15 protein-coding genes are annotated in these 21,900 nt (G+C 72.9%); 11 read left to right on the top strand and 4 right to left on the bottom strand.

The genetic code is table 11. The features are described from left to right. Positions 1–175: 175 nt before the first annotated feature. Both ACZ5CZ_RS07695 and ACZ5CZ_RS07690 read right to left on the bottom strand, forming a co-directional pair. Positions 176–1,270: a LacI family DNA-binding transcriptional regulator gene (locus ACZ5CZ_RS07695; RefSeq protein WP_468940137.1), complete on the bottom strand. Its 1,095-nt coding sequence runs from the start codon at positions 1,268–1,270 to the stop codon at positions 176–178. Positions 1,271–1,496: 226 nt separating this feature from the next. Continuing rightward, positions 1,497–2,510, bottom strand: a complete 1,014-nt coding sequence (locus ACZ5CZ_RS07690) for a hydroxyacid dehydrogenase (RefSeq protein ID WP_468940135.1) — start codon at positions 2,508–2,510, stop codon at positions 1,497–1,499. Between the two features lie 322 nt (positions 2,511–2,832). On the opposite strand from ACZ5CZ_RS07690, the gene ACZ5CZ_RS07685 reads away from it, so the two are divergent. The 3 genes from ACZ5CZ_RS07685 (at position 2,833) to ACZ5CZ_RS07675 (ending at position 9,183) form a co-directional block, all read left to right on the top strand. Then, positions 2,833–6,162, top strand: coding sequence for an alginate lyase family protein (locus ACZ5CZ_RS07685; RefSeq protein ID WP_468940133.1), 3,330 nt, complete (start codon positions 2,833–2,835; stop codon positions 6,160–6,162). 84 nt (positions 6,163–6,246) lie between these two features. Beyond that, a complete protein-coding gene (locus ACZ5CZ_RS07680; RefSeq protein WP_385840712.1) occupies positions 6,247–7,497 on the top strand; it encodes an alginate lyase family protein in 1,251 nt (416 codons plus the stop codon). 132 nt (positions 7,498–7,629) lie between these two features. Then, positions 7,630–9,183 carry a carboxylesterase/lipase family protein gene (locus tag ACZ5CZ_RS07675; RefSeq protein WP_468940131.1) on the top strand — a complete coding sequence of 518 codons (1,554 nt, stop codon included), beginning with the start codon at positions 7,630–7,632 and terminating at the stop codon, positions 9,181–9,183. Positions 9,184–9,525: 342 nt separating this feature from the next. On the opposite strand, the gene mmuM is transcribed toward ACZ5CZ_RS07675, so the two are convergent. Next, the gene (gene mmuM, locus ACZ5CZ_RS07670; RefSeq protein ID WP_468940128.1) at positions 9,526–10,458 is read right to left on the bottom strand and encodes a homocysteine S-methyltransferase; all 933 of its coding nucleotides are present in this window, start codon (positions 10,456–10,458) and stop codon (positions 9,526–9,528) included. A 204-nt stretch (positions 10,459–10,662) separates the two neighbouring features. Here mmuM and ACZ5CZ_RS07665 point away from each other — a divergent pair, with 204 nt between their 5' ends. The 4 genes from ACZ5CZ_RS07665 (at position 10,663) to ACZ5CZ_RS07650 (ending at position 15,156) form a co-directional block, all read left to right on the top strand. Then, positions 10,663–12,048, top strand: a complete 1,386-nt coding sequence (locus tag ACZ5CZ_RS07665; protein ID WP_385840716.1) for an amino acid permease — start codon at positions 10,663–10,665, stop codon at positions 12,046–12,048. 30 nt (positions 12,049–12,078) lie between these two features. Further along, positions 12,079–12,468, top strand: a complete 390-nt coding sequence (locus tag ACZ5CZ_RS07660; protein WP_468940125.1) for a VOC family protein — start codon at positions 12,079–12,081, stop codon at positions 12,466–12,468. Between the two features lie 185 nt (positions 12,469–12,653). Beyond that, a complete protein-coding gene (locus ACZ5CZ_RS07655; protein ID WP_468940122.1) occupies positions 12,654–13,745 on the top strand; it encodes a glycoside hydrolase family 43 protein in 1,092 nt (363 codons plus the stop codon). 1 nt (position 13,746) lies between these two features. Beyond that, positions 13,747–15,156: an RICIN domain-containing protein gene (locus ACZ5CZ_RS07650; protein WP_468940120.1), complete on the top strand. Its 1,410-nt coding sequence runs from the start codon at positions 13,747–13,749 to the stop codon at positions 15,154–15,156. A 5-nt stretch (positions 15,157–15,161) separates the two neighbouring features. Here ACZ5CZ_RS07650 and ACZ5CZ_RS07645 read toward each other — a convergent pair whose 3' ends face one another. Then, the gene (locus tag ACZ5CZ_RS07645; RefSeq protein ID WP_468940117.1) at positions 15,162–16,841 is read right to left on the bottom strand and encodes a rhamnogalacturonan lyase B N-terminal domain-containing protein; all 1,680 of its coding nucleotides are present in this window, start codon (positions 16,839–16,841) and stop codon (positions 15,162–15,164) included. A 143-nt stretch (positions 16,842–16,984) separates the two neighbouring features. Between ACZ5CZ_RS07645 and ACZ5CZ_RS07640 the strand changes: the two genes are divergently transcribed. The 4 genes from ACZ5CZ_RS07640 (at position 16,985) to ACZ5CZ_RS07625 (ending at position 21,883) form a co-directional block, all read left to right on the top strand. Beyond that, positions 16,985–18,676, top strand: a complete 1,692-nt coding sequence (locus ACZ5CZ_RS07640) for a DUF2264 domain-containing protein (RefSeq protein ID WP_468940182.1) — start codon at positions 16,985–16,987, stop codon at positions 18,674–18,676. A 215-nt stretch (positions 18,677–18,891) separates the two neighbouring features. Then, entirely contained in the window at positions 18,892–19,503 is a 612-nt protein-coding gene (locus ACZ5CZ_RS07635) for a toxin (RefSeq protein WP_468940114.1), read from the top strand. Beyond that, the gene (locus ACZ5CZ_RS07630; RefSeq protein ID WP_468940112.1) at positions 19,500–20,663 is read left to right on the top strand and encodes an MAB_1171c family putative transporter; all 1,164 of its coding nucleotides are present in this window, start codon (positions 19,500–19,502) and stop codon (positions 20,661–20,663) included. The genes ACZ5CZ_RS07635 and ACZ5CZ_RS07630 overlap by 4 nt, the downstream gene beginning before the upstream one ends. A 65-nt stretch (positions 20,664–20,728) precedes the next feature. Then, positions 20,729–21,883, top strand: a complete 1,155-nt coding sequence (locus ACZ5CZ_RS07625; protein ID WP_385840724.1) for an MAB_1171c family putative transporter — start codon at positions 20,729–20,731, stop codon at positions 21,881–21,883. Positions 21,884–21,900 lie beyond the last annotated feature (17 nt).

Here is a 21,900-nt window from a genome sequence, read left to right as displayed (position 1 = left end):
GAGGCCGTCGTCCAAGCGGAAGCTGTAGTAAGCGTTTGCTGAGAAAGTAGGCGAGCTGACGAGCGGCGAGCAAGAGGCGTGCGGGAATTCGCTCCAACCAGCGGTCGGCCACCGGCCGGGGGGTGGGTAACCGCTGAGGAAAACGTTTACGAAAGAGCGCTGCCCGGACTCGACCTCAGCGACCCGGCGCGGGGGCAGGCGGCCGCACGGAGTCGCGTACGACGACATGGGTGCCCAGCACCAGATGCTCGCCGTCGGCGCCCCTGCGGCGGCCCGCACCGCCCTCGCGCCGGTCGGCCACCGCGCGCAGGGCGACCCGGCCCATCTCCTCGTAGGGCACATGCACGGTGGAGAGCTGGGGGGTCAGCTGGGAGGCGAGCGGGATGTCGTCGTAGCCGACGATCGACACGTCCTCCGGCACCCGCTTCCCGGCCGCGCGCAGGGCCTGCATGGCGCCCGCCGCGACCACGTCCGTGCCGGCCAGCACGGCGGTGAACTCCAGCCCCTCGCGCAGGCTCTGCCCGACGGCCCGGTACCCGTGCTCGTCGTCGTACGGGCCGTGTCTCACCATGCCCGGGTCGAAGGGCACGCCGTACGCCTCGAAGGCCCGCCGCGCGCCGCGCAACCTGCCCTGCGCCGTGGTCAGTTCGGCGGGACCGGGCAGCACCAGGACCCGGCGGTGCCCGGCCGACAGCAGATGGCTGGCCATCGCGTAGGCGCCGCCCTCGTTGTCGTAGTCGACCGTGGTGGCCGGCACGTCGCCCTCCAGGGGCGGCCTGCCCACCAGGACCAGATGGGAGCCGGCCGCGTCGAGGGAGCGGGCGAAGCGGGCCATGCGCAGCTGGTACTCGTCGTAGTCGTAGGCGCCGCCGAGCAGCACCACGGCGGCGACGCCCTGCTGGCGCATGAGGTTGACCAGCGCGAGTTCTCGCTCGGGGTCGTCACCGGTGGTGCCCACCAGGGAGAGCCACCCGCGCAGCGCGGCGGCGCCCTCGACGCCCTTGGCGACATGGGCGAAGGCGGCACCGGTGATGTTGTTGATGAGGATGGCCACGGTGGGGGTGCCGCCGCCGGCCAGCGAGCGGGCGTGGGCGTTGGTGACGTAGTCCAGGTCGCGTACGACCCTCATCACCCGGCGGCGCAGGTCCTCCGAGACCGGGTAGTTGCCGGACAGCACGCGGGACACGCTCGCGACGGAGACGCCCGCTCGCTCGGCCACATCGCGGATGGTGGCCCGTCCGGCCTCGCTCACCGCCTTGCGCTGACCCACCCTTGCGGCTCCTTCGCGTGAGTGACCCGGTCACCCGCGGGCCGAGGGCCACTTTGGTGCGGGTTGCGGAAACCGTATCCGATGCCGACTGCGGGGCGGCCTGCCCTGTGGACAAGCGCCGAGGGGGACCCTCGCCGGCCGGTGTCGGCGTCGGCCGGGGTGCGGCGGGCGTGGACTTCCATGCGTGTGGCTCGTGTTGCCGCCGGCCGAGGGCCGCCGGGCGCCCTCATGCGACCCGCGTCAGGTCGGAGTGCCGTACCTCGTGGGCCAAGGGCTGCCCCGCGGCCAGCCGTTCCAGTTCCTCGACGACGATGCGCCCGAGCCGCTCCAGCTCGTTGCCCAGCGAGCCCGCGATGTGCGGGGTGAGAAACACGTTGGGCAGCCGGTACAGCGGGGACTGCGCGGGCAGCGGCTCGGGCTCGGTCACGTCGAGGATCGCGTGCAGCCGCCCCGACACCAGCTCCCCGGTGAGCGCGTCCGGGTCGACCAGGGCGCCCCGGGAGGTGTTGATCAGCACGCCTCCGTCCCGGATGAGGGCGAGCCGGCCGGCGTCGAGCATGCGGTAGGTCTCGGGGAGGTCGGGGGCGTGCAGGGTCACGATGTCGCTGCGCCGCAACAGGTCGTCCAGCGGCAGCAGTTCGGCACCGAGGGCGGCGGCCTCGGCGGGGCTCGCGTACGGGTCGTGCAGCAGGACCGTGAAGTCGAACGGCCGCAGCAGCTCCAGCAGTCTGCGGCCCACCCGGGAGGCGCCGATGACCCCGACGCGACGGCCGACGTTTCCGGTGGCCGCGGTCTCGGCGTGGGCGGGGTGGGCGTGCGTGGCGCGGAACCGCTCGCGGTGCGTGAAGGCGTCCTTGCCGGCGAGCAGGATCATGGCGAGCGTGTACTCCGCGACGGGCACCGCGTTGCCGGTCGCCGCGCTGGACACGGCGACCCCGGCCTTCCACAGCGCCTCGCCGACCAGCGAGCGGACCGAGCCCGCGGCGTGCAGGACGGTGCGCAGGCCGGGCGCGACGGCCAGCACGTCCGCGTCCAGGCCGGGGCAGCCCCAGCCGGTGATCAGCACCTCGGCACCGGCGAGGGCGGCCCGGGCGGCCGGGTCGGCGAAGTCCCGTACGACCAGGGCCGGATCGAGGTCGCAGGTCTGCCGCAGCCGGGCCATGAGCGGTGGCGGGAAGAGCAGGGGGAGGTGCACCGGATCCATCGCGAACACGGCCCTCGGCGGCTGGCGGCTGGGCATGGCTCTCCTGGGATGGGAGTGGATGAGAGGGGGCGATGCCAGAAACCTTTTCAGAAAGCGGCTTCTACCGTAGATCTGGCGGGAAGCGCCGGTCAATGACCCGGCCGGGTGGGGGTGCGGCTTGGGGCGCCGTCCCTGGGACCTGCTCAAGCGAGGACTTCACTGTTCTCCAAAGTTCGCCGGGCCTCTTGACGTGCCGTGTGGCGGGAAGGAAGCTCCCTGCACTGCCAATAGCAAGCGGTTGCTGAAACATCGCACCCACCGCGTCCCTCATCTGCTCACCGCCCGCAAGGAGTCAGCACATGAACCCGCCGGACGCCTCATGACCATTCCTGCACCCAGCCGCCGCCGCTTCCTCGGCGGTACGGCGGCCCTGCTGCTGGCGTCGGGCGCGAGCGGACTGTCGACGCCGGGCACCGCGCGGGCGGCCGGCGCCCCCGGCGCCAGGACCTTCGCCCACCCCGGCCTGCTGCACACCGCCGCCGATCTCGCCCGTATGAAGGCGGCCGTCGACGCGCGGCAGTCACCCCAGTACGACGGCTTCCTCGCCCTCGCCGCCCACCCTCGGTCGCAGAGCGGCTACACCGTCCAGAACACCGGCCAGATCACCTCCTGGGGCCGCGGCCCCGCCAACTTCCAGAACGAGGCCGTCGCCGACTCCGCGGCCGCCTACCAGAACGCCCTGCTGTGGGCCGTCACCGGCGACCGCGCCCACGCCGACAAGGCCCGTGACATCCTCGACGCCTGGTCCGCCTCCCTCACCAAGGTCACCGGCGCCGACGGACCGCTCGGCGCCGGCCTCCAGGCCTTCAAGCTCGCCAACGCCGCCGAACTGCTGCGGCACACCGGCTACGACGGCTGGACGGACGCCGCCGTCGCCCGCTGCGAGCGGTCCTTCCTCGACGTCTGGTATCCCGCCGTCTCCGGCTACATGCTCTACGCCAACGGCAACTGGGACCTGACGGCCATTCAGACGATCCTGGCCATCGGCGTGTTCTGCGAGGAGCGCACGCTCTTCGAGGACGCCCTGCGCTACGCCGCCGCGGGCGCCGGCAACGGCAGCATCCGGCACCGCGTCGTCACCGACGCCGGCCAGGGCCAGGAGAGCGGCCGCGACCAGGGCCACGAACAGCTCGCGGTCGGGCTGACCGGCGACATCGCCCAGGTCGCCTGGAACCAGGGCGTCGACCTGTGGGGGTACGACGACCACCGCATCCTCGCGGGTGCCGAGTACGACGCCCGCTACAACCTCGGCGCCGACGTCCCCTTCACCCCCGACCTCGACCGCACCGGCAAGTACCTCAAGACCGCCGTCTCCGGCAAGGGCCGCGGCACCCTGCCCCCGGTCTACGAGATGTACTACGCCCACTACGCCGGCGTACGCGGCCTCGACACCCCCTGGACCAGGGCCGCCGTCTTCCGCGGCACCGGCGGCGCACGCGTCGTCGAGGGCGGCAGCGACGACCTGCCCGGCTGGGGCACCCTCGCCTACGCCGGCGCCCGGGCCCTGGGCCCCGCCGTCCCCACCGCCCCGGCCGGCGTCACCGCGACCGGCGACGGCACGGCCGTCACCGTGACCTGGCTGCCGTCGGCGGGGGCGCGGACGTACACCGTCCGGCGGGCCACCCGCCCCGAGGGCCCGTACGAGGAGATCGCCACCGGCCTCGGGCAACCGTTCCACACCGACCGCGGGACCCGTCCGGGCCGCACCTACTCCTACACGGTCAGCGCCGTGAACTCCCTCGGCACCAGCGGTGAGTCGGCCCTCGCCGCGGCCGCCGCCGGGCTGCCCGGGCCCTGGCGGACCCAGGACCTCGGAGCCGTACGGATCCCGGGAACCGCTGCCTTCGACGGGGAGCGGTTCCTGCTGGAGGCGTCCGGCACCGCGCACACCGGCCGCCTCGTCCATCTCCCGCTGCCCGGCGACGGCACCGTCACCGCGCGGATCGTATGGCCGCTCAGCTCCCAGTACTCCAGGACCGGCGTCACCCTGCGCGCCTCCCTCGACGCGGACGCGGCGCACGCCGCCATGCTGATCCAGGGCCTGCCGCTGCACACCTGGAGCGGCGTGTGGAGCGTACGGCCCAGCACGGGAGCGGCCGTCTCGGGCACCGGCAGCACACCGGTACCCCCCACCCAACAACAGGCGATCACGGTGAACGCCGGCTTCCCGCTCTCCGACCTCGGCGAACTGCCCGAGTCGGCCACCCCGCTCCAGGCCCCCCATGTCGAGGGCGCCGGCGACGGCTACCGGCTGCGGACCCCGTACTGGGTACGGATCAGCCGTCGCGGCGACCGGTGCACCGGGGCGATCTCACCGGACGGCGTCCGCTGGACCGAGGTGGGGTCGACGGTCTGCGACCTGCCGCACACCGCGTACGCGGGCCTGATCCTCACCTCCTGCCTCGGCGTCGACGCGGACTACGCCGAGACCGGCACCGGCGCCTTCGACAACGTCAGCGTGACCACCGCCTCCGGCGACCTGTGGACCCCGCCCCGCCCCGCCCGCACCGCCGCCGGCCTGACCGCGGCCACCGGCGCCGACGCCGTCGAACTGGCCTGGACCGACCCGGACCCCGGCGCCCGCTACACGGTGCTGCGCGCCACCGACGCCGAGGGCCCCTACCTCACCCTGACCACCGGCATCGGCCCGGTCGGCACCGGCAGCCGCATCCGGCACACCGACGCCACCGGCACACCCGGTACCAGGTACCACTACGCCGTGGCAAAGACCGGCGGCGGCGGACGCGGGCCGCTGTCGGCATCTGCCGCCGCCACCATGCCGACCCCGTCCGTCCCCGAACTCCCGGCCGGGACCGCCGCGTTCGCCAGCCAGGGGGACCCCTTCCAGCTGTGCCTGCGGGCCACCCACGAACCCGTGCGGTTCACCGCCGACGGGCTCCCCGACGGCCTGCGTCTCGACCGGCGCACCGGCCTGATCTCCGGCACCCCCACCACCACCGGCGTCCGCACGGTCACCCTCACCGCGGGCAACGCCTCCGGCACCGGCACCGGCACGCTCACCTTCACCGTCGGCACACCCCCGCCCGCCCCCTGGACCTACGGCGACCTCGGCGACCCGGTCCTGGACGACCGGGCCTTCGGAACCCTCGGGGTGGTCGCGATCCGCACCCCGGGCAGCACCGCCGTCGAGGACGGGACCTTCGTGGTGCGCGGCGCCGGGGCCGGCCTCGACGTCAACCACCAGGCGATGACCGGCCAGTTCGTACGGCAGCCGGTCACCGGCGACTGTGTGCTCACCGCCCGGCTGGTCTCCCGCACCGGGGCCGGCGCCGACCGGGCCGGGCTGCTCATGACCAAGTCCCTGTCGCCGTTCGACCAGGCCGCCGGAGCGATCGTCACCGGTGGCACCGGCGCCCAGCTCATGCTGCGCCCCACCGTCGCCGGCGCCTCCGCCTTCACCGGCGCCACTGCCGTCCAACTTCCCCTGCTGCTGCGGCTGAAGCGCACCGGGACCGCCTTCGCCGCGGCCGTCTCCACCGATGACGGCGCCACCTGGACCCCGCTCGCCACCGGCGAGATCCCGGGCTTCGGCGACGCCCCCTACCACGTGGGCCTGGTGGTCTGCTCCGGCGACCCGTCGGCCCTCGGCACCGCGCACTTCGACCAGGTGAGCGTCACGCCCGCCTGACCTCCCCCCACGAGGAGAAACCCATCTGGCCTCCCCCCACGAGGAGAACCCCGTCTGGCCTCCCCCCACGAGGAGAACATCGCGATGAACCGCCGCGAAGAACACCACCCCCACCCCCACACCGGCGCGCCGAGCCGCCGCGGTCTGCTGCGGACCGCCACCGGTCTCGCCGCCGCTCTCGCCGTCGGCTCCGCGTCCGCCGCCCCCAGGGCGGACGCGGCACCTGCGGCCTTCACCCACCCCGGGATGCTCCACAACGCGGGTGACATCAACCGCGCCAAGATCCGCGTCGCGGCCGGCGACGAACCCTGGCTCTCCGGCTGGCACCGGCTGACCGCCAACGACCACGCCCAGTCCACCTGGACCCCCAACCCCCAGGCCACCATCGTCCGGGGCGGCACCGGCGAGAACTACGGCATCCTCTTCCACGACATCGCCGCCGCCTACCAGAACGCCCTGCGCTGGAACATCGCCGGCACCGCCGCCCACGGCGACTGCGCCGCACGCATCCTCAACGCCTGGGCGTCCACCCTCACCACCATCACCGGCAACTCCGACCGCTTCCTCGCCGCGGGCATCTACGGCTGGCAGTTCGCCAACGCCGCCGAGCTGATGCGCGGCTACCCGGGCTTCGACCTGCGCGCCTTCCAGGAGATGATGACGGGCGTCTTCCACCCGCTGAACAACCAGTTCCTGACCCGCCACAACGACGCCTGTGTCACCCACTACTGGGCCAACTGGGACCTGTGCACCATGGCCTCGGTCATGGCCATCGGCATCCTCACCGACGACACCGCCACGTACGACCAGGCCGTCACGTACTTCAAGAAGGGCGCCGGCAACGGCTCCATCGGACACGCCGTGCCCTACCTCCACACCGACGCGGACGGCCACGAACTCGGCCAGTGGCAGGAGTCCGGCCGTGACCAGGGGCACACCCTGATGGGCATGGGCCAGATGGGCGCCCTGTGCGAGATGGCCTGGAACCAGGGCGACGACCTGTACTCCTACGACGGCCGCCGCTTCATGAAGGCCGCCCAGTACGTCGCCAAGTACAACCTCGGCGAGGACGTCCCCTTCACCACCTACACCTGGGGCAGCGGCCAGGACTGCGCCGAGCAGTCCCAGACCGTCATCTCCGACGAGTCCCGGGGCCAGCTCCGCCCGGTGTGGGCCATGCTCCACTACCACTACAACCGGCGCCTCCACCTCGACGACCCGTACATCGCCCGGATGAGCGACTCCGTCGCGCCCGAGGGCGGCGGCGGGGACTACGGCTCCACCTCCGGCGGCTACGACCAGCTCGGCTTCGGCACGCTGATGTACGCCAAGTAGCCGCGGGTACGCCGAACGGCCCAGCGACCGGCCCCAGCACCGGAATACATCCGCGCAGTGTGGTGCTCTGATGTGTACAGGGCACACGCGTCGCCGAGCGCGGTGCGACAGTCCGGCGAAGGGCTGGTGGCGATGACGGCAGACCAGACAGGCCCCGTGGTCAGAACCCCCCACGGGGCCGTACGCGGCCGGTACGAGCGGGGTGTCGCGGTGTTCCGGGGCATCCCGTACGCCGCCCCGCCCTTCGGCCCCCGGCGGTTCCGCCCGCCCCAGCCACCCGACCCCTGGGAGGGGGTCCGGGACGCGGCCGCCTTCGGTCCGACTGCGCCGAAACCGCCGTACTCCGAGGTGTTCGCCCATTACCTGTCCGATCCGGTGATCCCCGGTGACGACTGTCTCAACCTCAACGTCTGGACCCCCGACCCGGACCCCGGCGCCCGCCTCCCGGTCCTGGTCTGGCTGCACGGCGGCGCCCTGACCAGGGGCTCCTCCGCCGTACCCGTCTACGACGGCGCCACCTTCGCCCGCGACGGCGTCGTCTGTGTCTCGGTCAACTACCGGCTGGGCGTCGAAGGCTACGGACTCTTCCCCGACGCACCGCCCAACCCGGGGCTGCGCGACCAGCTGGCCGCGCTGCACTGGGTGCACGACGCGATCGAGGCCTTCGGCGGCGACCCCGGCCGGATCACGCTGTGCGGCCAGTCCGCCGGCGCCATCAGCGTCGGTGCCCTGCTCGCCGCGCCCCCGGCCCGCGGCCTGATCCGGCGCGCCGTGCTGCAAAGCGGCCCGCCCGAGGCCGCGGACCGCGACAAGGTACGGCGCATGGTGCGCCGGATGGCCGCCCGGCTGAAGATCCCCGCCACCGCCGAGGCCTTCGCCGCCGTCGACCGCGAGCTGCTGCTGCGCACCCAGGCCGAGGTCGGCCGGCTCAGCAGCCCGGTGCTGGGCGGCCCGGCCTTCGGCATCGTCGTGGACGGCGACCTCGTCCCCCGCGACCCGCTCAAGGCCCTGCTCGCCGGGGACGCCGCCCCGGACGTCGAGCTGCTCATGGGCTGGACCCGGGACGAGTACCGGCTGTGGCTCGTGCCCGGCGGACTGCTGGAACGCGTCGACCGGCTCGGCGCCGTCGCCCTCGCCGGCGCCATGGCCCGCTGCCACACCGGCCACGAGGTACCCCGCGCCTACCGGGTCCTGCACCCGGACGCGGGCACCGCCGAGATCGTCGGCCAGATGGTCACCGACCACCTGCTGCGCGTGCCGCTGCACCGGCTCGCCGACGCCCGCCCCGGCAGCTCCTGGCTCTACGAGTTCGCCTGGCCCTCCCGCCTCCCCGGCCTCGGCGCCTGCCACGCCCTGGAACTGGGCTTCGTCTTCGACTCGGCGGCCGTACCCGAGTCCCGGCGGCTGGCCGGCGAGGGCGCGCCGCAGGAGCTGTGCGACGCGATGCACGCGGCATGGGTCCGGTTCGCCGCCGGAGCGGACCCCGGCTGGCAGCCGTGGGACGCCACCCATCCCGTACGGGTCTTCGGGGAGGGCGATCCCTCCACCGTGTACGGCCCCCGGGACGCGGAGATCGCCCTGTGGCCGGCGGAACCCGGCCCGCCCGCGGAGATCCGCGCCCCGGGAGCGGAACTGGCGGGAGCGGTGCGCAGACTCCGCCGGTCGGTCGGGGCGCGGCGCCGCTGAGGCTCCGGGCGGCTGGTGCGGCGCGCAAGGAGCCGGCCGCCCGGTGGGAGGTCCGGGCGGCCGACGGCTGTGGGGCGGCGGGGCAGGTCACTGAGGTGTCGGCCGGGCGCATCCCCCGATCCCGCAACCGACCGTACTGATCCGAGCACGCGCCGTCACCGGCGTCAGGAGGCGCTGTTCGATCGCCGGGCGCCCGCTGGCGCCCCCCCCGCGCGGTCAGGCGCTGAAAGGCGCACCCGCCGGGCCCTCGGGCACACCTCCACCCCTCGCGCGGGGGACTGTGCGGACGGGACCCGGGCATCCGCACGAGCCTCTGCGCGCGCCCCACCGGACGGCCCCGCCCTACGTGCCCTGCCCGCCCACCGCGTCCGCGAGCGCGGCGATCGCCTCCGGGCCCACCCGGCAGCAGCCCCCGATCAGCCGTGCCCCGGCCGCCTGCCAGCTCGCGACCTGACCGGTGGCGAACCGGGTGCGCCCCGTCCAGGCCCGCGCCGCCGCGTCCCAGGCCTCGCCGCTGTTCGGATACACCACGACCGGCTTGCCGGTGACCCGCGCCGCGATCTCCACGGCCGGGGTCACATCCTCGGGATCGCAGCAGTTCACGCCCACCGCGATCACTTCCTCGGCCTTGGCGGCGGGCGCGAACGCCTCCTCCAGCGGCTGCCCGGCGCGGGTCTGCCGGCCGTCGACGGTGTACGACAGCCAGGCCGGCACCCCCAGCCCGCGCACCGCCCGGAGCAGCGCGACCGCCTCGTCGCTGTCCGGCACGGTCTCCAGCGCGAGGACGTCCGGCGCGGCGGCGGCCAGCACCTCCAGCCGCGGCCGGTGGAAGCGCTCCAGCTCGGCGACGCTCAGCCCGTACCGGCCGCGGTACTCGGAGCCGTCGGCGAGCATCGCGCCGTACGGCCCGACCGACGCGGCCACCCACAGCGGCCGCCCGACGCCCGCCGCCCGGGCCTGCCGCGCCGCGTCGCGGGCCAGTTCCACACTGAGCGCGAGCAGACGCGCGGCCTCCTCGTGGCCGATGCCACGCCGGGCGAAGCCCTCGAAGGTGGCCTGGTAGCTGGCGGTGATGGCGACGCTCGCACCGGCGAGGTAGTAGGCGAGATGCGCCTCGGTGACCGCCTCCGGCCGCTCGGCGAGCAGCCGCGCGGACCACAGGGCGTCGCTCAGGTCGTGCCCGGCCGACTCCAGCTGGTTGGACATACCGCCGTCGAGCACGACCGTTCCGGCGGCGAGGGCGTCGGCGAGGCTGGGGGAGGGATAGCTGGTCATGTCCCGACGCTAGTCGAAGCGGAGCCCGGCCGGATCGGGCCGTCCAGCAGGTGAACAGCCCACGATGCCGCGTCTGACCTGCGGAAACCCTGGGATCCGCCGCTGATTGTGTCCATTTCATGAACAGATCGCCCACCATGTGGACTCGGGGGTTACGATCACGCACCCACCCCTCCCCGCTCTTCTTCCCGTGACGGAACCGCCATGACAGCCCCCAGCTCCACCGGACCCGCCCACCCCGCCGAAGCGGCCGACACGCCCGCCGCTCCCACGCCGAGGCGCCGCACCTTCGGCCTGGCCACCGCGACCGCCCTGGTGATGGGCAACATCATCGGCGGCGGCATCTTCGCCCTGCCGTCCGCCGTCGCCCCGTACGGCACCGTCAGCCTGCTCGCGTTCGCCGTGCTGTCCGTGGCGGCCGTCCTTCTGGCCCTGCTCTTCGGCAGGCTGGCCCGGCGCAGCCCGGTCACCGGCGGGCTGTACGTGTATCCGCGGGACGCGTTCGGGCCGTTCGCGGGGTTTCTGTCGGCGTGGTCGTACTGGACGATGTGCTGGGTGAGCATCGCCGCGCTCGCGGTCGCCGTCGTCGGTTACGTCGACGTCCTCATTCCGCTGCACGGCAACCGGCTGCTCCAGGGGCTGGTCGCGCTGGCCGCGCTGTGGCTGCCCGCCGCCGCGAACTTCGCCGGCACCCGGGTCGTCGGTGTGGTGCAGCTCGTCTGCACCGTGCTGAAGTTCGTGCCGCTGGTCCTCGTCGCCACCATCGGCCTGTTCTTCGTCCGGGAGGACAACTTCGGCCCGTTCAACGCCTCCGGGGAGAGTGTCCCGGGCGCCGTCGCGGCCTCCGCCGCGCTGCTGCTGTACAGCTTCCTCGGGGTCGAGTCGGCCGCGGTGAGCGCGGGCGAGGTGGCGGACCCCGAGCGCACGGTGGGCCGCGCGAGCGTCCTCGGCACCCTCGGCTCGGCCCTCGTCTATCTGCTCGGCACGGTCGCCGTCTTCGGCCTGGTCCCGCACGAGCGGCTGGCCAGGTCCGGTGCGCCGTTCGCCGACGCGGTGAACGCGATGACCGGCGGGCACTGGGGCGGCACCGCGATCGCCCTGGTCGCCGTCGTGTCCGTCGTCGGCTGCCTCAACGGCTGGATCCTGCTCGCCGCGCAGATGCCGTACGCCGCCGCTCGCGACGGGCTCTTCCCGGCGCCGTTCGCGAAGGCCGGTGCGGGCGGCGTGCCCGGCTTCGGGGTGTGGGCCTGCGCGGTGCTCGGCACGGTCCTGATCGCCCTGAACTACACGGCGGGCCCGGACGCCACCTTCCGGGTGCTGGTCCTCATCACCACCTTCACCGGCTGTGTGCCCTATCTCCTGTCGGCCGCCGCCCAGTTGTTCTGGCTCGTCCGGGGCTCCCGCGCCCGGGTCCGCCCGGCCGGCCTGGTCCGCGACCTCGTCGTCGCCGCGCTCTCCTTCGCCTTCTCCTTCTGGCTGATCGCGGGCGCCGGGTACGCGGCCGTCTACCAGGGGGTGCTGTTCCTCTTCGCGGGCATCCCGGTCTACGTGTGGCTGCGTGGCCGCGCCGAACCTCCGGTCGAGGCCTGACCGCCCCGGCCCGCTTGAGAGGATCGGGGCATGACAGCCGCACGCATGCAGATCAACGCCCTCGTCGTCGACGCCGTGGACCCCGAGCGGCTCGCCCTGTTCTGGTCCGAGCTGCTCGGCAGGCCGGTCGTGGCCCGCACGGGCCCCTATGTCTGGCTGCGCCGGGAGGACGGCCTGGGCCTGGGCTTCCAGCGCACCGCCGCGCCCAAGTCCGGCAAGAACCGGATGCACTTCGACATCAGCTCTCCCGATCCCGCGGCCGAGCAGCAGCGGGTCGAGGCGCTCGGCGGGCGCCGGCTGGAGGAGTACGCCGACGGCGGTTTCCTGGTGATGGCGGACCCCGAGGGCAACGAGTTCTGCATCATCCCGGACGGTCCCTTGGAGATGGACGACGACGGGCGCGTGGACTACCTCAACTGATCCCGCGTATCAGCCAGTTCGCTCCCGGAAAGGGCTTTCCCTCTTCTCGCGTCCAACCCATTGACCCCCCGGTGGCTCACCCGTACCTTTTCGGCGTTCGGGATCACAGATGCCGTCCGGTATATCGATCACGCCGCGGCCGGCTCTCTCCCGGACCTGCCCTTCCCCACCGAGAGGCACTCCGCATGAGCCGCGACCACGACCTGCCCGAAGCCCCCAGCCGCCGACTGATGCTGAAGAGCGCCGCCCTGGCCGCCGGCGCCCTCGCCGCGGCCCCCGGCATCGCCCAGGCCACCCCCCGCGCCCGGCACACCGCCCCGTACCTGAACCCCCTGGTCCGCCAGCGTGCCGACCCGCACATCATCCGGCACATCGACGGCCAGTACTACTTCACGGCCACCGTGCCCGAGTACGACCGCATCGTCCTGCGCCGCGCCCGCACCCTGAACGGCCTCGCCACCGCCGCCGAGTCGGTGATCTGGCGGGCGCACACCAGCGGCCCGATGAGCGCCCACATCTGGGCGCCGGAGCTGCACCGCATCGGCGGCAAGTGGTACATCTACTTCGCCTCCGCGCCGGCCGAGGACGTGTGGGCCATCCGCATCTGGGTCCTGGAGAACGCCCACTCCGATCCCTTCCAGGGCACCTGGACCGAGCGGGGACAGATCCGGACCGCCTGGGAGACCTTCTCCCTCGACGCCACCACCTTCAAGCACCGCGGCACCCGTTACCTGGTCTGGGCCCAGCACGAGCCCGGCATGGACAACAACACCGCGCTGTGGATCTCGAGGATGGCCGACCCCTGGACCCTCACCGGCCCCCAGGTGCGGCTGTCCACCCCCGAGTACGACTGGGAGTGCGTCGGCTACAAGGTCAACGAGGGGCCGTACGCCCTCCAGCGCAACGGCCGGGTCTTCCTCACCTACTCGGCCAGCGCCACCGACCACCACTACTGCATGGGCCTGCTGACCGCCGACGCCGACAGCGACCTGATGGACGCCGCCAGCTGGGCCAAGTCCCCGGTCCCGGTCTTCACCAGCAGCGACGTCACCCGGCAGTACGGCCCCGGCCACAGCTGCTTCACCGTCGCCGAGGACGGCCACAGCGACGTCCTCGTCTACCACGCCCGCCCCTACAAGGAGATCACCGGCGACCCCCTGAACGATCCCAACCGGCACACCCGGATCCAGAAGCTCGGCTGGAAGCCGGACGGCACCCCGGACTTCGGCGTCCCCGTGGCGGACACCCCCGCCGGCGCCGGGAAGGAGCGTGCGTGAGATGAGACGTGCCTACGCGATCCTGCTCGCCCTGGCCTGCGCCCTCGCGGCGGCCCTGGCGACGGCCGGCCCCGCCCAGGCGGCGGCGCAGACCCTCACCAACGGCGTCCAGTTCACCGACACCTCGGGCAACGCCGTGCACGCCCACGGCGGCGGGGTCATCAAGGTCGGCGCGTACTACTACTGGTTCGGCGAGGACCGCAACGCCGACAACACCTTCCGATACGTCGACTGCTACCGCTCCACGGACCTGCGGAACTGGGAGTTCCGCGGCCATGTCCTCAGCCAGTCGTCCGCCGCCGAGCTCCAGACCGCCTACATCGAGCGCCCGAAGGTCGTCTACAACGCGGCCACCGGCCGGTTCGTGATGTGGATGCACAAGGAGAACGGCGTCGACTACAGCCAGGCCCGCACCGCCGTCGCCGTCTCCGCCACCGTCGACGGGAGCTACAGCTACCGGGGCAGCTTCCAGCCGCTCGGCGACAACCAGTCCCGCGACCTGACCACCTTCGTCGACACCGACGGCACCGGCTACCTGGTGTCCTCGGCCAACAACAACAACGACCTGCACATCTACCGGCTCACCGCCGACTACACCGGCATCGACAGCCTGGTCGCCAACCCCTGGCCCGGCGGCCACCGCGAGGCACCGGCCCTGTTCAAGCGGGGCGGCGTGTACTTCATGCTGACCTCGGGCGCCACCGGCTGGGACCCCAACCAGCAGCAGTACGCCACCGCCACCTCCCTCACCGGCCCCTGGACCTCCTGGACCAACGTCGGCGACTCCACCGCCTACGGCTCGCAGACCGCCTACGTCCTGCCGGTGCAGGGCACGTCGGGCACCTCGTACCTGTACATGGGCGACCGCTGGGGCAACTCCTTCGGCGGCACCGTCAACGACTCGCGCTTCGTGTGGCTGCCGCTGGCCTTCCCGACCGCCACCTCGATGACGATGTCCTGGTACCCGGAGATCACCGTCGACACCGCCGCCGGCACGATCGGCGGGACCGCGGCGACGTACAACACGCTGATCGCCCGGCACAGCTCCAAGTGCGCCGACGTGCCGAACCAGTCGCTGTGGCAGGGCGTCGCCGTCAGCCAGTACACCTGCAACGGCGGCGGCAACCAGAAGTGGTGGTTCAAGGACCTCGGCAACGGCTACTACGCGCTGATGGGCCGGGGCAGCTCGCTCTGTCTCCAGGAGAACGCCACCGACGTCACCCAGGAGAACTGCACCGGCGCCACCAGCCAGCAGTGGTCGGTGGCCGCCTCCGGCTCCTACGTCACCCTCAGGGCCCGGGCCAGCGGAGAGTGCCTGGACGTCTCCGGCGCGTCCACCGCCGACTCGGCGCCGGTCATCACCTACACCTGCAACGGCGGCGCCAACCAGCAGTGGAAGCGCGGTGGTTGAGGCGATCAGGCCAGCAGGTCGATCGCGTCGATCGCCGTGCCCGCGCTGAGGAAGCCGGTCGTGCCGGAACCGCTCACGATGTCGATCTTCAGCACGTTGTACCGGCTGGTGTCCGTCTGCCAGGCGCTGGCCGGGATGCTGTAGCTGAAGGTGTGGTTGTTGCCCCGGTAGGAGCCCACCGTCAGGGACCGGGTGCCCGGCTGAGCGGGCGGGGCGGGGATCGCCGACGTCCAGGCGCCGTTGACCGTGACCTGCGGGCGGCCGTTGGCGTAGGCCGTGGTCACGCCGATCCGCAGGGTGTGCGCGGCGGCGGCCTGCGCCGCGGTCAGCTTGAAGTAGACCAGCAGACCGCTGTTGACGTCCTTCCACAGATAGCAGGGGAAGGCGGAGGTCTCGGTGCCGCTGCCGATGACCACGTTGCCGGTCCAGGAGGCGGCCCGCGCGTCCGAGGGGTGCGCGTACGTCATCAGGTCCGCGTTCTTGAAGCCGCGGGGCGTGCCGTCCCAGGTGCCGATCCGCCAGAGGGCTCTCGCGTTGGCCGGGTCGTTGGTGGACGGGACGGTGATCGTGTTCAGCGCGGTGGTGCCGCCCGCGGACACGGTCACCTGCGTGCTGTAGACGGCCAGTTCGCCCTTGTACACGGTCAGGGTGTACGTGCCCGGCAGCACCCGGGTGATCGAGAAGTACCCGTCCGAGGCGCGGGCCGGACCCCAGTACTGGGCAGCCGAGTTGGCCAGGCCGACCGTGTACGCGGACGCGGTGTCCCGCCCGGCGATCCCGACACCCGTCACTCGGCCCCGGCCACTGTCCGGGACATAGCCCGAGATCCCGAGCGAGTCCGCCCAGGGCGTCGTCAGCGTGCCGTGGTACAGCGCCGGGGAGGGTGCGCCGCCGTCCGTGAACGCGATGACGTACGGCCCCCGGAGCCCGAACCGCTGGGCCTCGGTCTGGTTCTCGCCGTAGTACAGGATCTCGTACAGCCCGCCGCCGTCGGCGCTCTGGTGGCGCAGCAGCGAGCGGTAGAACGGGCCGCCGGACGCCTTCTCGTGGTTGCTGCGCACGATCCACAGGCCCACGCTGCCGGTGCTCCAGCCGATGTAGTCGTAGTCGATGACCCGGTGCCGGGAGTAGTGCTTGGAGCGGGTCTGGCCGTCGGGCTTCGCGAACACGTCCGAGGCCTCGACGGTGCTGGTGGTGTACGTGTAGGAGTCCGGTTCGTCGTTGCGGAACAGGGCCGCCCTCACGCGCACGATGTAGCGGGTCGCGGTGACCGAGTCGTCGGCCTTGTGGGTCCACAGGTAGATGTTGTTCTCGCCGCTGCGGGCCGCGTAGTAGTGCCGGAGCGTGCCGTGGGCGACCGATATCAGAATGGTCGGGCCGGACCGCGCGAGGGTCACGGTCGAGGCGCCGAGGCCCGACTCGACGTGCGAGTTCCGGCCGCCGTAGCCCTGGTACTCGGTGCCCTTGTACACCAGCGAGGTCAGGTCGCCGTTGGTCTTGCTGACCTTGAAGACCAGGTTCGCGCCGGTGTCGACGACGTAGTTCGAGCCGTCGTCGCTCCAGCCGAAGCCCGCGGCGGCCGCCGAACCGGCGAGCGGCCCGGCGAGGGTTGCCGTGCTAGCGGCGGCCGCGGCACCGAGCACGAAGGTGCGGCGGGTGGGGGCGCTGTGCGGGGAAACGGACATGGGGGGTCTCCTTCGGGGACGGGTTCAGCCGCTGGACCGTATCGCCTTGCGTAAGCGCTTTCCAGGGGGCAAGGTCAAGGGAGTTGGAGCATGGCCGGGGGTGACCCGGGCTGGTTCGCCAGGAAGGGAGAGGCGCCGACGTGATCGAACTGCCCGCCGACGACCGTGCGTCGAGTCCGTACACCGGGTACACCCGGGCCCACTGGGAAGCCGCGGCCGACGCCCTGCTCGCCGCCGTCGAGCCGTACCGCACCGCCGACGGTGCCCTCTACCATCTGCCCGGCGAACGCGAGAGCTGGTCGGGCCGTCTCTCCGACGGCCTCGAAGGGTACGCCCGCACCCTGCTGCTCGCCGCCTTCCGTCGCGACGAGACCGCGCTCGGCCGGTACGCCGAGGGCCTCGCCGTCGGCCCCGGCGGGGTCTGGCCGAAGATCGAGGACCGCGGCCAGCCGCTCGTCGAGGCCGCCTCGGTCGCGCTCGCCCTGCGGCTGACCCGGCCGCTGCTCTGGGACCGCCTGGACGACTCCGTACGCCAGCGCACGGCCGGCTGGCTGGAGGACGCGCTCACCGCCGAGGCCTGGCCGTGCAACTGGGAGTTGTTCCCGGTGACCGTCGGCGGCTTCCTCCAGGAGATCGGACACCAGCAGGAGGCGGCGCGCAAGGCGATCGACCGGGGGCTGGAGCGCATCGAGGACTGGTACCTCGGCGACGGCTGGTACACCGACGGCGACGGCCGCAAGTTCGACTACTACAACGGCTGGGCCATGCACCTGTACCCGGTTCTGCACGCCTGGCTGGACCAGGACGCCGAACTGCTCGACCGCTACGGCCGGCGGCTGACCCGTCATCTTGCCGACTACGCCCACTTCTTCGGCGGCGACGGTGCCCCCCTGCACCAGGGCCGCTCCCTGACCTACCGGTTCGCGACCGCCGCGCCGCTCTGGCTCGGCGCGCTCACCGGCCACACCCCGCTGCCCCCGGGGGAGACCCGGCGCCTGGCCTCGGGCGCCCTGCGGTACTTCATCGACGGCGGCGCGGTCGACGCGCGGGGCCTGCTGCCGCTCGGCTGGCTCGGCCCGGACGAGACCGTGCTCCAGGGGTACTCGGGACCGGCCTCCCCCTACTGGGCGAGCAAGGGCTTCCTCGGCCTGCTGCTGCCGGCCGATCACCCGGTGTGGACGGCACCGGAGGAACCGGGCCCGGCCGAACGCGCGGACACCGTACGCCCCCTGCCCGTCCCCAACTGGCTGCTCCAGTCCACCCGTTCGGACGGTCTGGTACGGCTGCACAACCACGGCAGCGAGGACGTCCGCTACGACCCCTACTACACCCGGCTCGGCTACTCCACCGCCACCACGCCCGTACCGTCGTACGACAACAGCGTGTTCGTCGACGGCGACCCGAGCCGCACGGACATCGAGCCGCTCGGCACCGGCGACGGCTGGATCGCCTCCCGGCACACCGTCCGCGAGGGCATCACGGTGACCAGCGTGGTGCTCGCCGAGGGCGCTGCGGAGGTGCGCGCCCATCTGGTCGCCGGGGCGGCCCCCGGAACCCCGGTACGGCTGACGGGCTGGCCGGACCGGCCGGGGCTGCGGGCTGAACTCCTCCCCGCCCTGGGCCTCTCCGACGCCCTCACCGGCACCACCGGCGCGACCCCCACCCTGTTCGTCGCCCTCTGCCGTCTCACCGCCGCCCCGGACCCCGCCCCGCTCGCCGACCTGGTCACCGTGCGGGCGCGGGGTGCCGGGCTGCTGGAGGTCGGCTGGAGCGGGGGCGGCCGGCTGCTGGTGAACCTGGCCGGGCCAGGGGTGGAGGTCACCGCGCAGAGGTGAGCGCGGGGCCGATGCGGGATGCGGCCGCCCGAACCGGACATGCCGGCCGAGCCCGCACATTCACGCCGGATTCCCCGCCCCTGTCGACCGGCCGACGTGCCGCCGGTTACCCTCGCGTCAGCCCGACACCCCTGCTCAGCAACGCCCCAGGAGACCTACTCGGTGGCCGCAGACGACGCCTACGCAAGACTGGCCACAACCCTGGAGCGCGTACGGTGACGGCGCTGACCCGGCTGCGCCAGTGGCAGCGGTTACGGCGGCGCGACCGGGAGATGCGGCTGTTCGTCGAGACGCTGATGGCTCCCATCCGCGCCCGGCTGGGCGGCCCCTGCGGGGACGAGACCTTGGCCGGCGCGGCTCCGGAGGACCCCGAAGCGCTGTTCCAGGCCCTGGTCGAGTCCGCCCAGCGGTGGCGCGGCGACCGGCCGCTCGTGGTGCACCGCGTGCACATCCCCCGCGAGTTCAGGGCCACGGGCATGTGGCTGGAGCGCGCGGACCGGGACGACGTCATCATCGAGCAGGACGCGGAGATCTGGCATCAGGCGCAGATCTTCGGACACGAGCTGTGGCACATGCGGCAGAAGGACGGTTTCACGCCCGAGCAACTGGCGAGCGGGGCCTGGGAGGCACTGGAGTCGGGGCACGCGCACGGCGCTCTGCCGGCCGCCGCCCGGTCCCGTTTCGACGCGGACCCGGAGAAAGAGGCCGAACTCTTCGGGATCCGGATCGGGCAGGAGATGCGTGCGCTGATGGAGCGGGACATGATCACCGGCGAAACGGCCCGCCGTATCGCGGACGCGCTGCACTATCGGGGGACCCGGACATGAGCGGGGCGATCAACTACACGAGCTGCGGCCTGCTGTGGGCCGGACTTCTGGTGAAGCTGCCGGATCTGCTCCGGCACTGGCGCGAGCCCTCGGTGCGGGCCGTCAACGGCGTGCTGGCGATCGCCTCGCTCTGCTTCCTGCTCGGGGCACCCGCCTCGGTGCGGGTGATCAACCGGGTCAGCGGCGTGTCCAACCTGGCCGCTCCCCTGACCTATGCCTCGATCACGGCCTACAGCGCGGCCCTGCTGATCATGATCGCCTGCTGGCGGGGCGGCCCGGGGCTGCGCCGGACGACCCGGAGCTGGATTCTCGGGTACACCGCCGTCCTCGCCGGTGTCGCTCTCCTCTTCGCCCTCGGTGACGCCGCCGAGGAGCGCCGCAGCGACTTCGACACGTACTACGCGACGAGTCCCTGGATCGCCGAGATGGTCGTCCTGTACCTCGTCGCGCATCTCACGGCCGTCGCCGTCAGCGCCGTCCGGTCGCTGCGCTGGGGCTTCGAGGAGGAGGTGCGCAAGCGGCCCTGGCTGCGCACCAGTCTGCTCCTGATCGGCACCGGCACGGTGATCAGCTCCGGGTACAGCATCGCGAAGCTGGCCGCCGTCGCCGCGCGCTGGACCGGCCGGGACTGGGCGGTCCTGGGCACGTCGATCCCGCCGGTCTGCGCCGGACTGGGCGCGCTGCTCACCGTGGTGGGCGTGCTCCTTCCGCTGGCCGGCCCGCACCTGTCCGCCTGGCGCGACTACGTCCGGCTGGCGCCGCTCGACGCGGTGCTGGACCCGGTGCTGACGGACCGTGCCCTGCGCGTCGAGCGGCCGCGCTCCCCCTTCCTGTGGGGCACCTGGCGCTGGAGCACCATCCACAACGGCCTCCTCGCGATCGAGACGCTCTACGACGAGATGCTCCACGACGCGACACTCCTCGCGGAGTTCGAGAAGACCGGCGACTGGACCCGGGCGACGTCGGCCGCGTGGGCGGTGACCATCGCCGAGGCCGTCGGGCGCGGTACCGGGCCCGTGCTCCGGCCCGCCGACGCGCCACCCCGGCTCTCCCCTCCGCGCGATGCCGCGTCCCTGGTCCTGATCGCCGACGCCGTGAAGAGGTCCGAGCGTGCGGCGCGCGCCGTCGAGCCGGGCCACGCCCCGGCCCGCTCCGCCTGACCCCGGATCCGCGTTCCCGAACCCCCCATGCGTCCGAAGGCCCTGAACGGAGTCCGCGAAAGAACATGAGCCTTCTCGTGTACCTGGCGTCCTCGCTGCTGGCCCTGGCCGCCATACTGCTGCGCCGGCCGCGCAGGACTCCGCGCTCCCCGCTGTCCGTCGCCACCCGGGCCACCGCGTTCATCGCCGCCGTCTGCTTCTTCCTGTCCGCTCCGGTCACGCTCGCCGCGGTCAACGACGTCACGGGCGTTCCCAACGCGGGCGCCCCGCTGACGTACAGCTGCATCTCCGCCTTCAGCTGCTCCCTGATCGTCCTGCTGTTCCACTGGAAGGGCGGGCCGAGGGAACGGATCCGGCGGATGACCCGGATGGCGGTCGTCGTCTACGGCACCCTCATCCTCGCCATCGTCGTGCTGTTCGGCCTCGCGGACGCGCACACCGAGCGCCTCACCGACCTGGACACCTACTACGCGAACACCCCGTACATGCGGGAGATGATCGCCCTCTACCTGACGGGTCATCTGGCGAGCACCATCGTCCTGAGCGCGGTCTGTCTGAAGTGGGCGCGTGACGAGGTCACGGGGCTGCTCCGGCTCGGCCTCCGGCTGATCCTGGCCGGGCTGCTGCTCGACGTCCTCGGCTTCACCCTCGCCAAGGTCACCGCGGTCGCCGCGCGCTGGCTGGGGTACGACCTGGACTTCCTGTCCACCGACGTCGCTCCCCCCGCCGCCTCGCTCGGGGCGCTGATCTACTGCGCCGGGTTCGTGCTGCCCCGCCTCGCCTCCGCGGCCGCCGTGGAGCGGCAGAGCCTGTCCACCTACCGGGCGCTCGGCCCCCTCTGGTCGGCGGTGAAGGACGTGGCCACGGCCCCGGTCGCCGAACCGACCTGGTGGCAGTTCTGGTGGCAGCTGCCCAGCAACCGCCTCTACCTCATGGAAGCGAACATCCGCGACGCCCTCCTCCAGCTGACGGCCTACATCGACCAGCGCGTCGGCCATACGACGTACGCGGCCGCCGTGGCACGCGGCGAGGCGGGGGAGAGGGCGCGTGCCGCTTCGGAGGAAGCGATGATCATCGACGGTATACGCCGTGCGTCGGGCCACGGTGACGGCCCCGCCGATCCGCCGGAGAAGTTCCGCGTCACCATCGATCTGGTCGAGCTGGCGCACGCCGTGCAAGGCCTGCGTGAGGCGGCACCGGGCCAGGTGGGAACCACGTGACGCCGGCCGACGAGCAC

This window comes from Streptomyces sp. NPDC031418 (genome assembly GCF_055581605.1).
The sequence above is the reverse complement of the archived record's forward strand: the minus strand, read 5'-3'. Positions and strand labels throughout refer to the sequence as shown.

What these genes read in the sequence shown, in the direction of transcription:
- mmuM (WP_468940128.1), bottom strand. Translation starts at nt 10,458, where the DNA reads ATGACCAGCTATCCCTCCCCCAGCCTCGCCGACGCCCTCGCCGCCGGA.
- ACZ5CZ_RS07665 (WP_385840716.1), top strand. Translation starts at nt 10,663, where the DNA reads ATGACAGCCCCCAGCTCCACCGGACCCGCCCACCCCGCCGAAGCGGCC.
- ACZ5CZ_RS07675 (WP_468940131.1), top strand. Translation starts at nt 7,630, where the DNA reads ATGACGGCAGACCAGACAGGCCCCGTGGTCAGAACCCCCCACGGGGCC.
- ACZ5CZ_RS07655 (WP_468940122.1), top strand. Translation starts at nt 12,654, where the DNA reads ATGAGCCGCGACCACGACCTGCCCGAAGCCCCCAGCCGCCGACTGATG.
- ACZ5CZ_RS07680 (WP_385840712.1), top strand. Translation starts at nt 6,247, where the DNA reads ATGAACCGCCGCGAAGAACACCACCCCCACCCCCACACCGGCGCGCCG.
- ACZ5CZ_RS07690 (WP_468940135.1), bottom strand. Translation starts at nt 2,510, where the DNA reads ATGCCCAGCCGCCAGCCGCCGAGGGCCGTGTTCGCGATGGATCCGGTG.
- ACZ5CZ_RS07650 (WP_468940120.1), top strand. Translation starts at nt 13,747, where the DNA reads ATGAGACGTGCCTACGCGATCCTGCTCGCCCTGGCCTGCGCCCTCGCG.
- ACZ5CZ_RS07630 (WP_468940112.1), top strand. Translation starts at nt 19,500, where the DNA reads ATGAGCGGGGCGATCAACTACACGAGCTGCGGCCTGCTGTGGGCCGGA.
- ACZ5CZ_RS07625 (WP_385840724.1), top strand. Translation starts at nt 20,729, where the DNA reads ATGAGCCTTCTCGTGTACCTGGCGTCCTCGCTGCTGGCCCTGGCCGCC.
- ACZ5CZ_RS07645 (WP_468940117.1), bottom strand. Translation starts at nt 16,841, where the DNA reads ATGTCCGTTTCCCCGCACAGCGCCCCCACCCGCCGCACCTTCGTGCTC.
- ACZ5CZ_RS07685 (WP_468940133.1), top strand. Translation starts at nt 2,833, where the DNA reads ATGACCATTCCTGCACCCAGCCGCCGCCGCTTCCTCGGCGGTACGGCG.
- ACZ5CZ_RS07660 (WP_468940125.1), top strand. Translation starts at nt 12,079, where the DNA reads ATGACAGCCGCACGCATGCAGATCAACGCCCTCGTCGTCGACGCCGTG.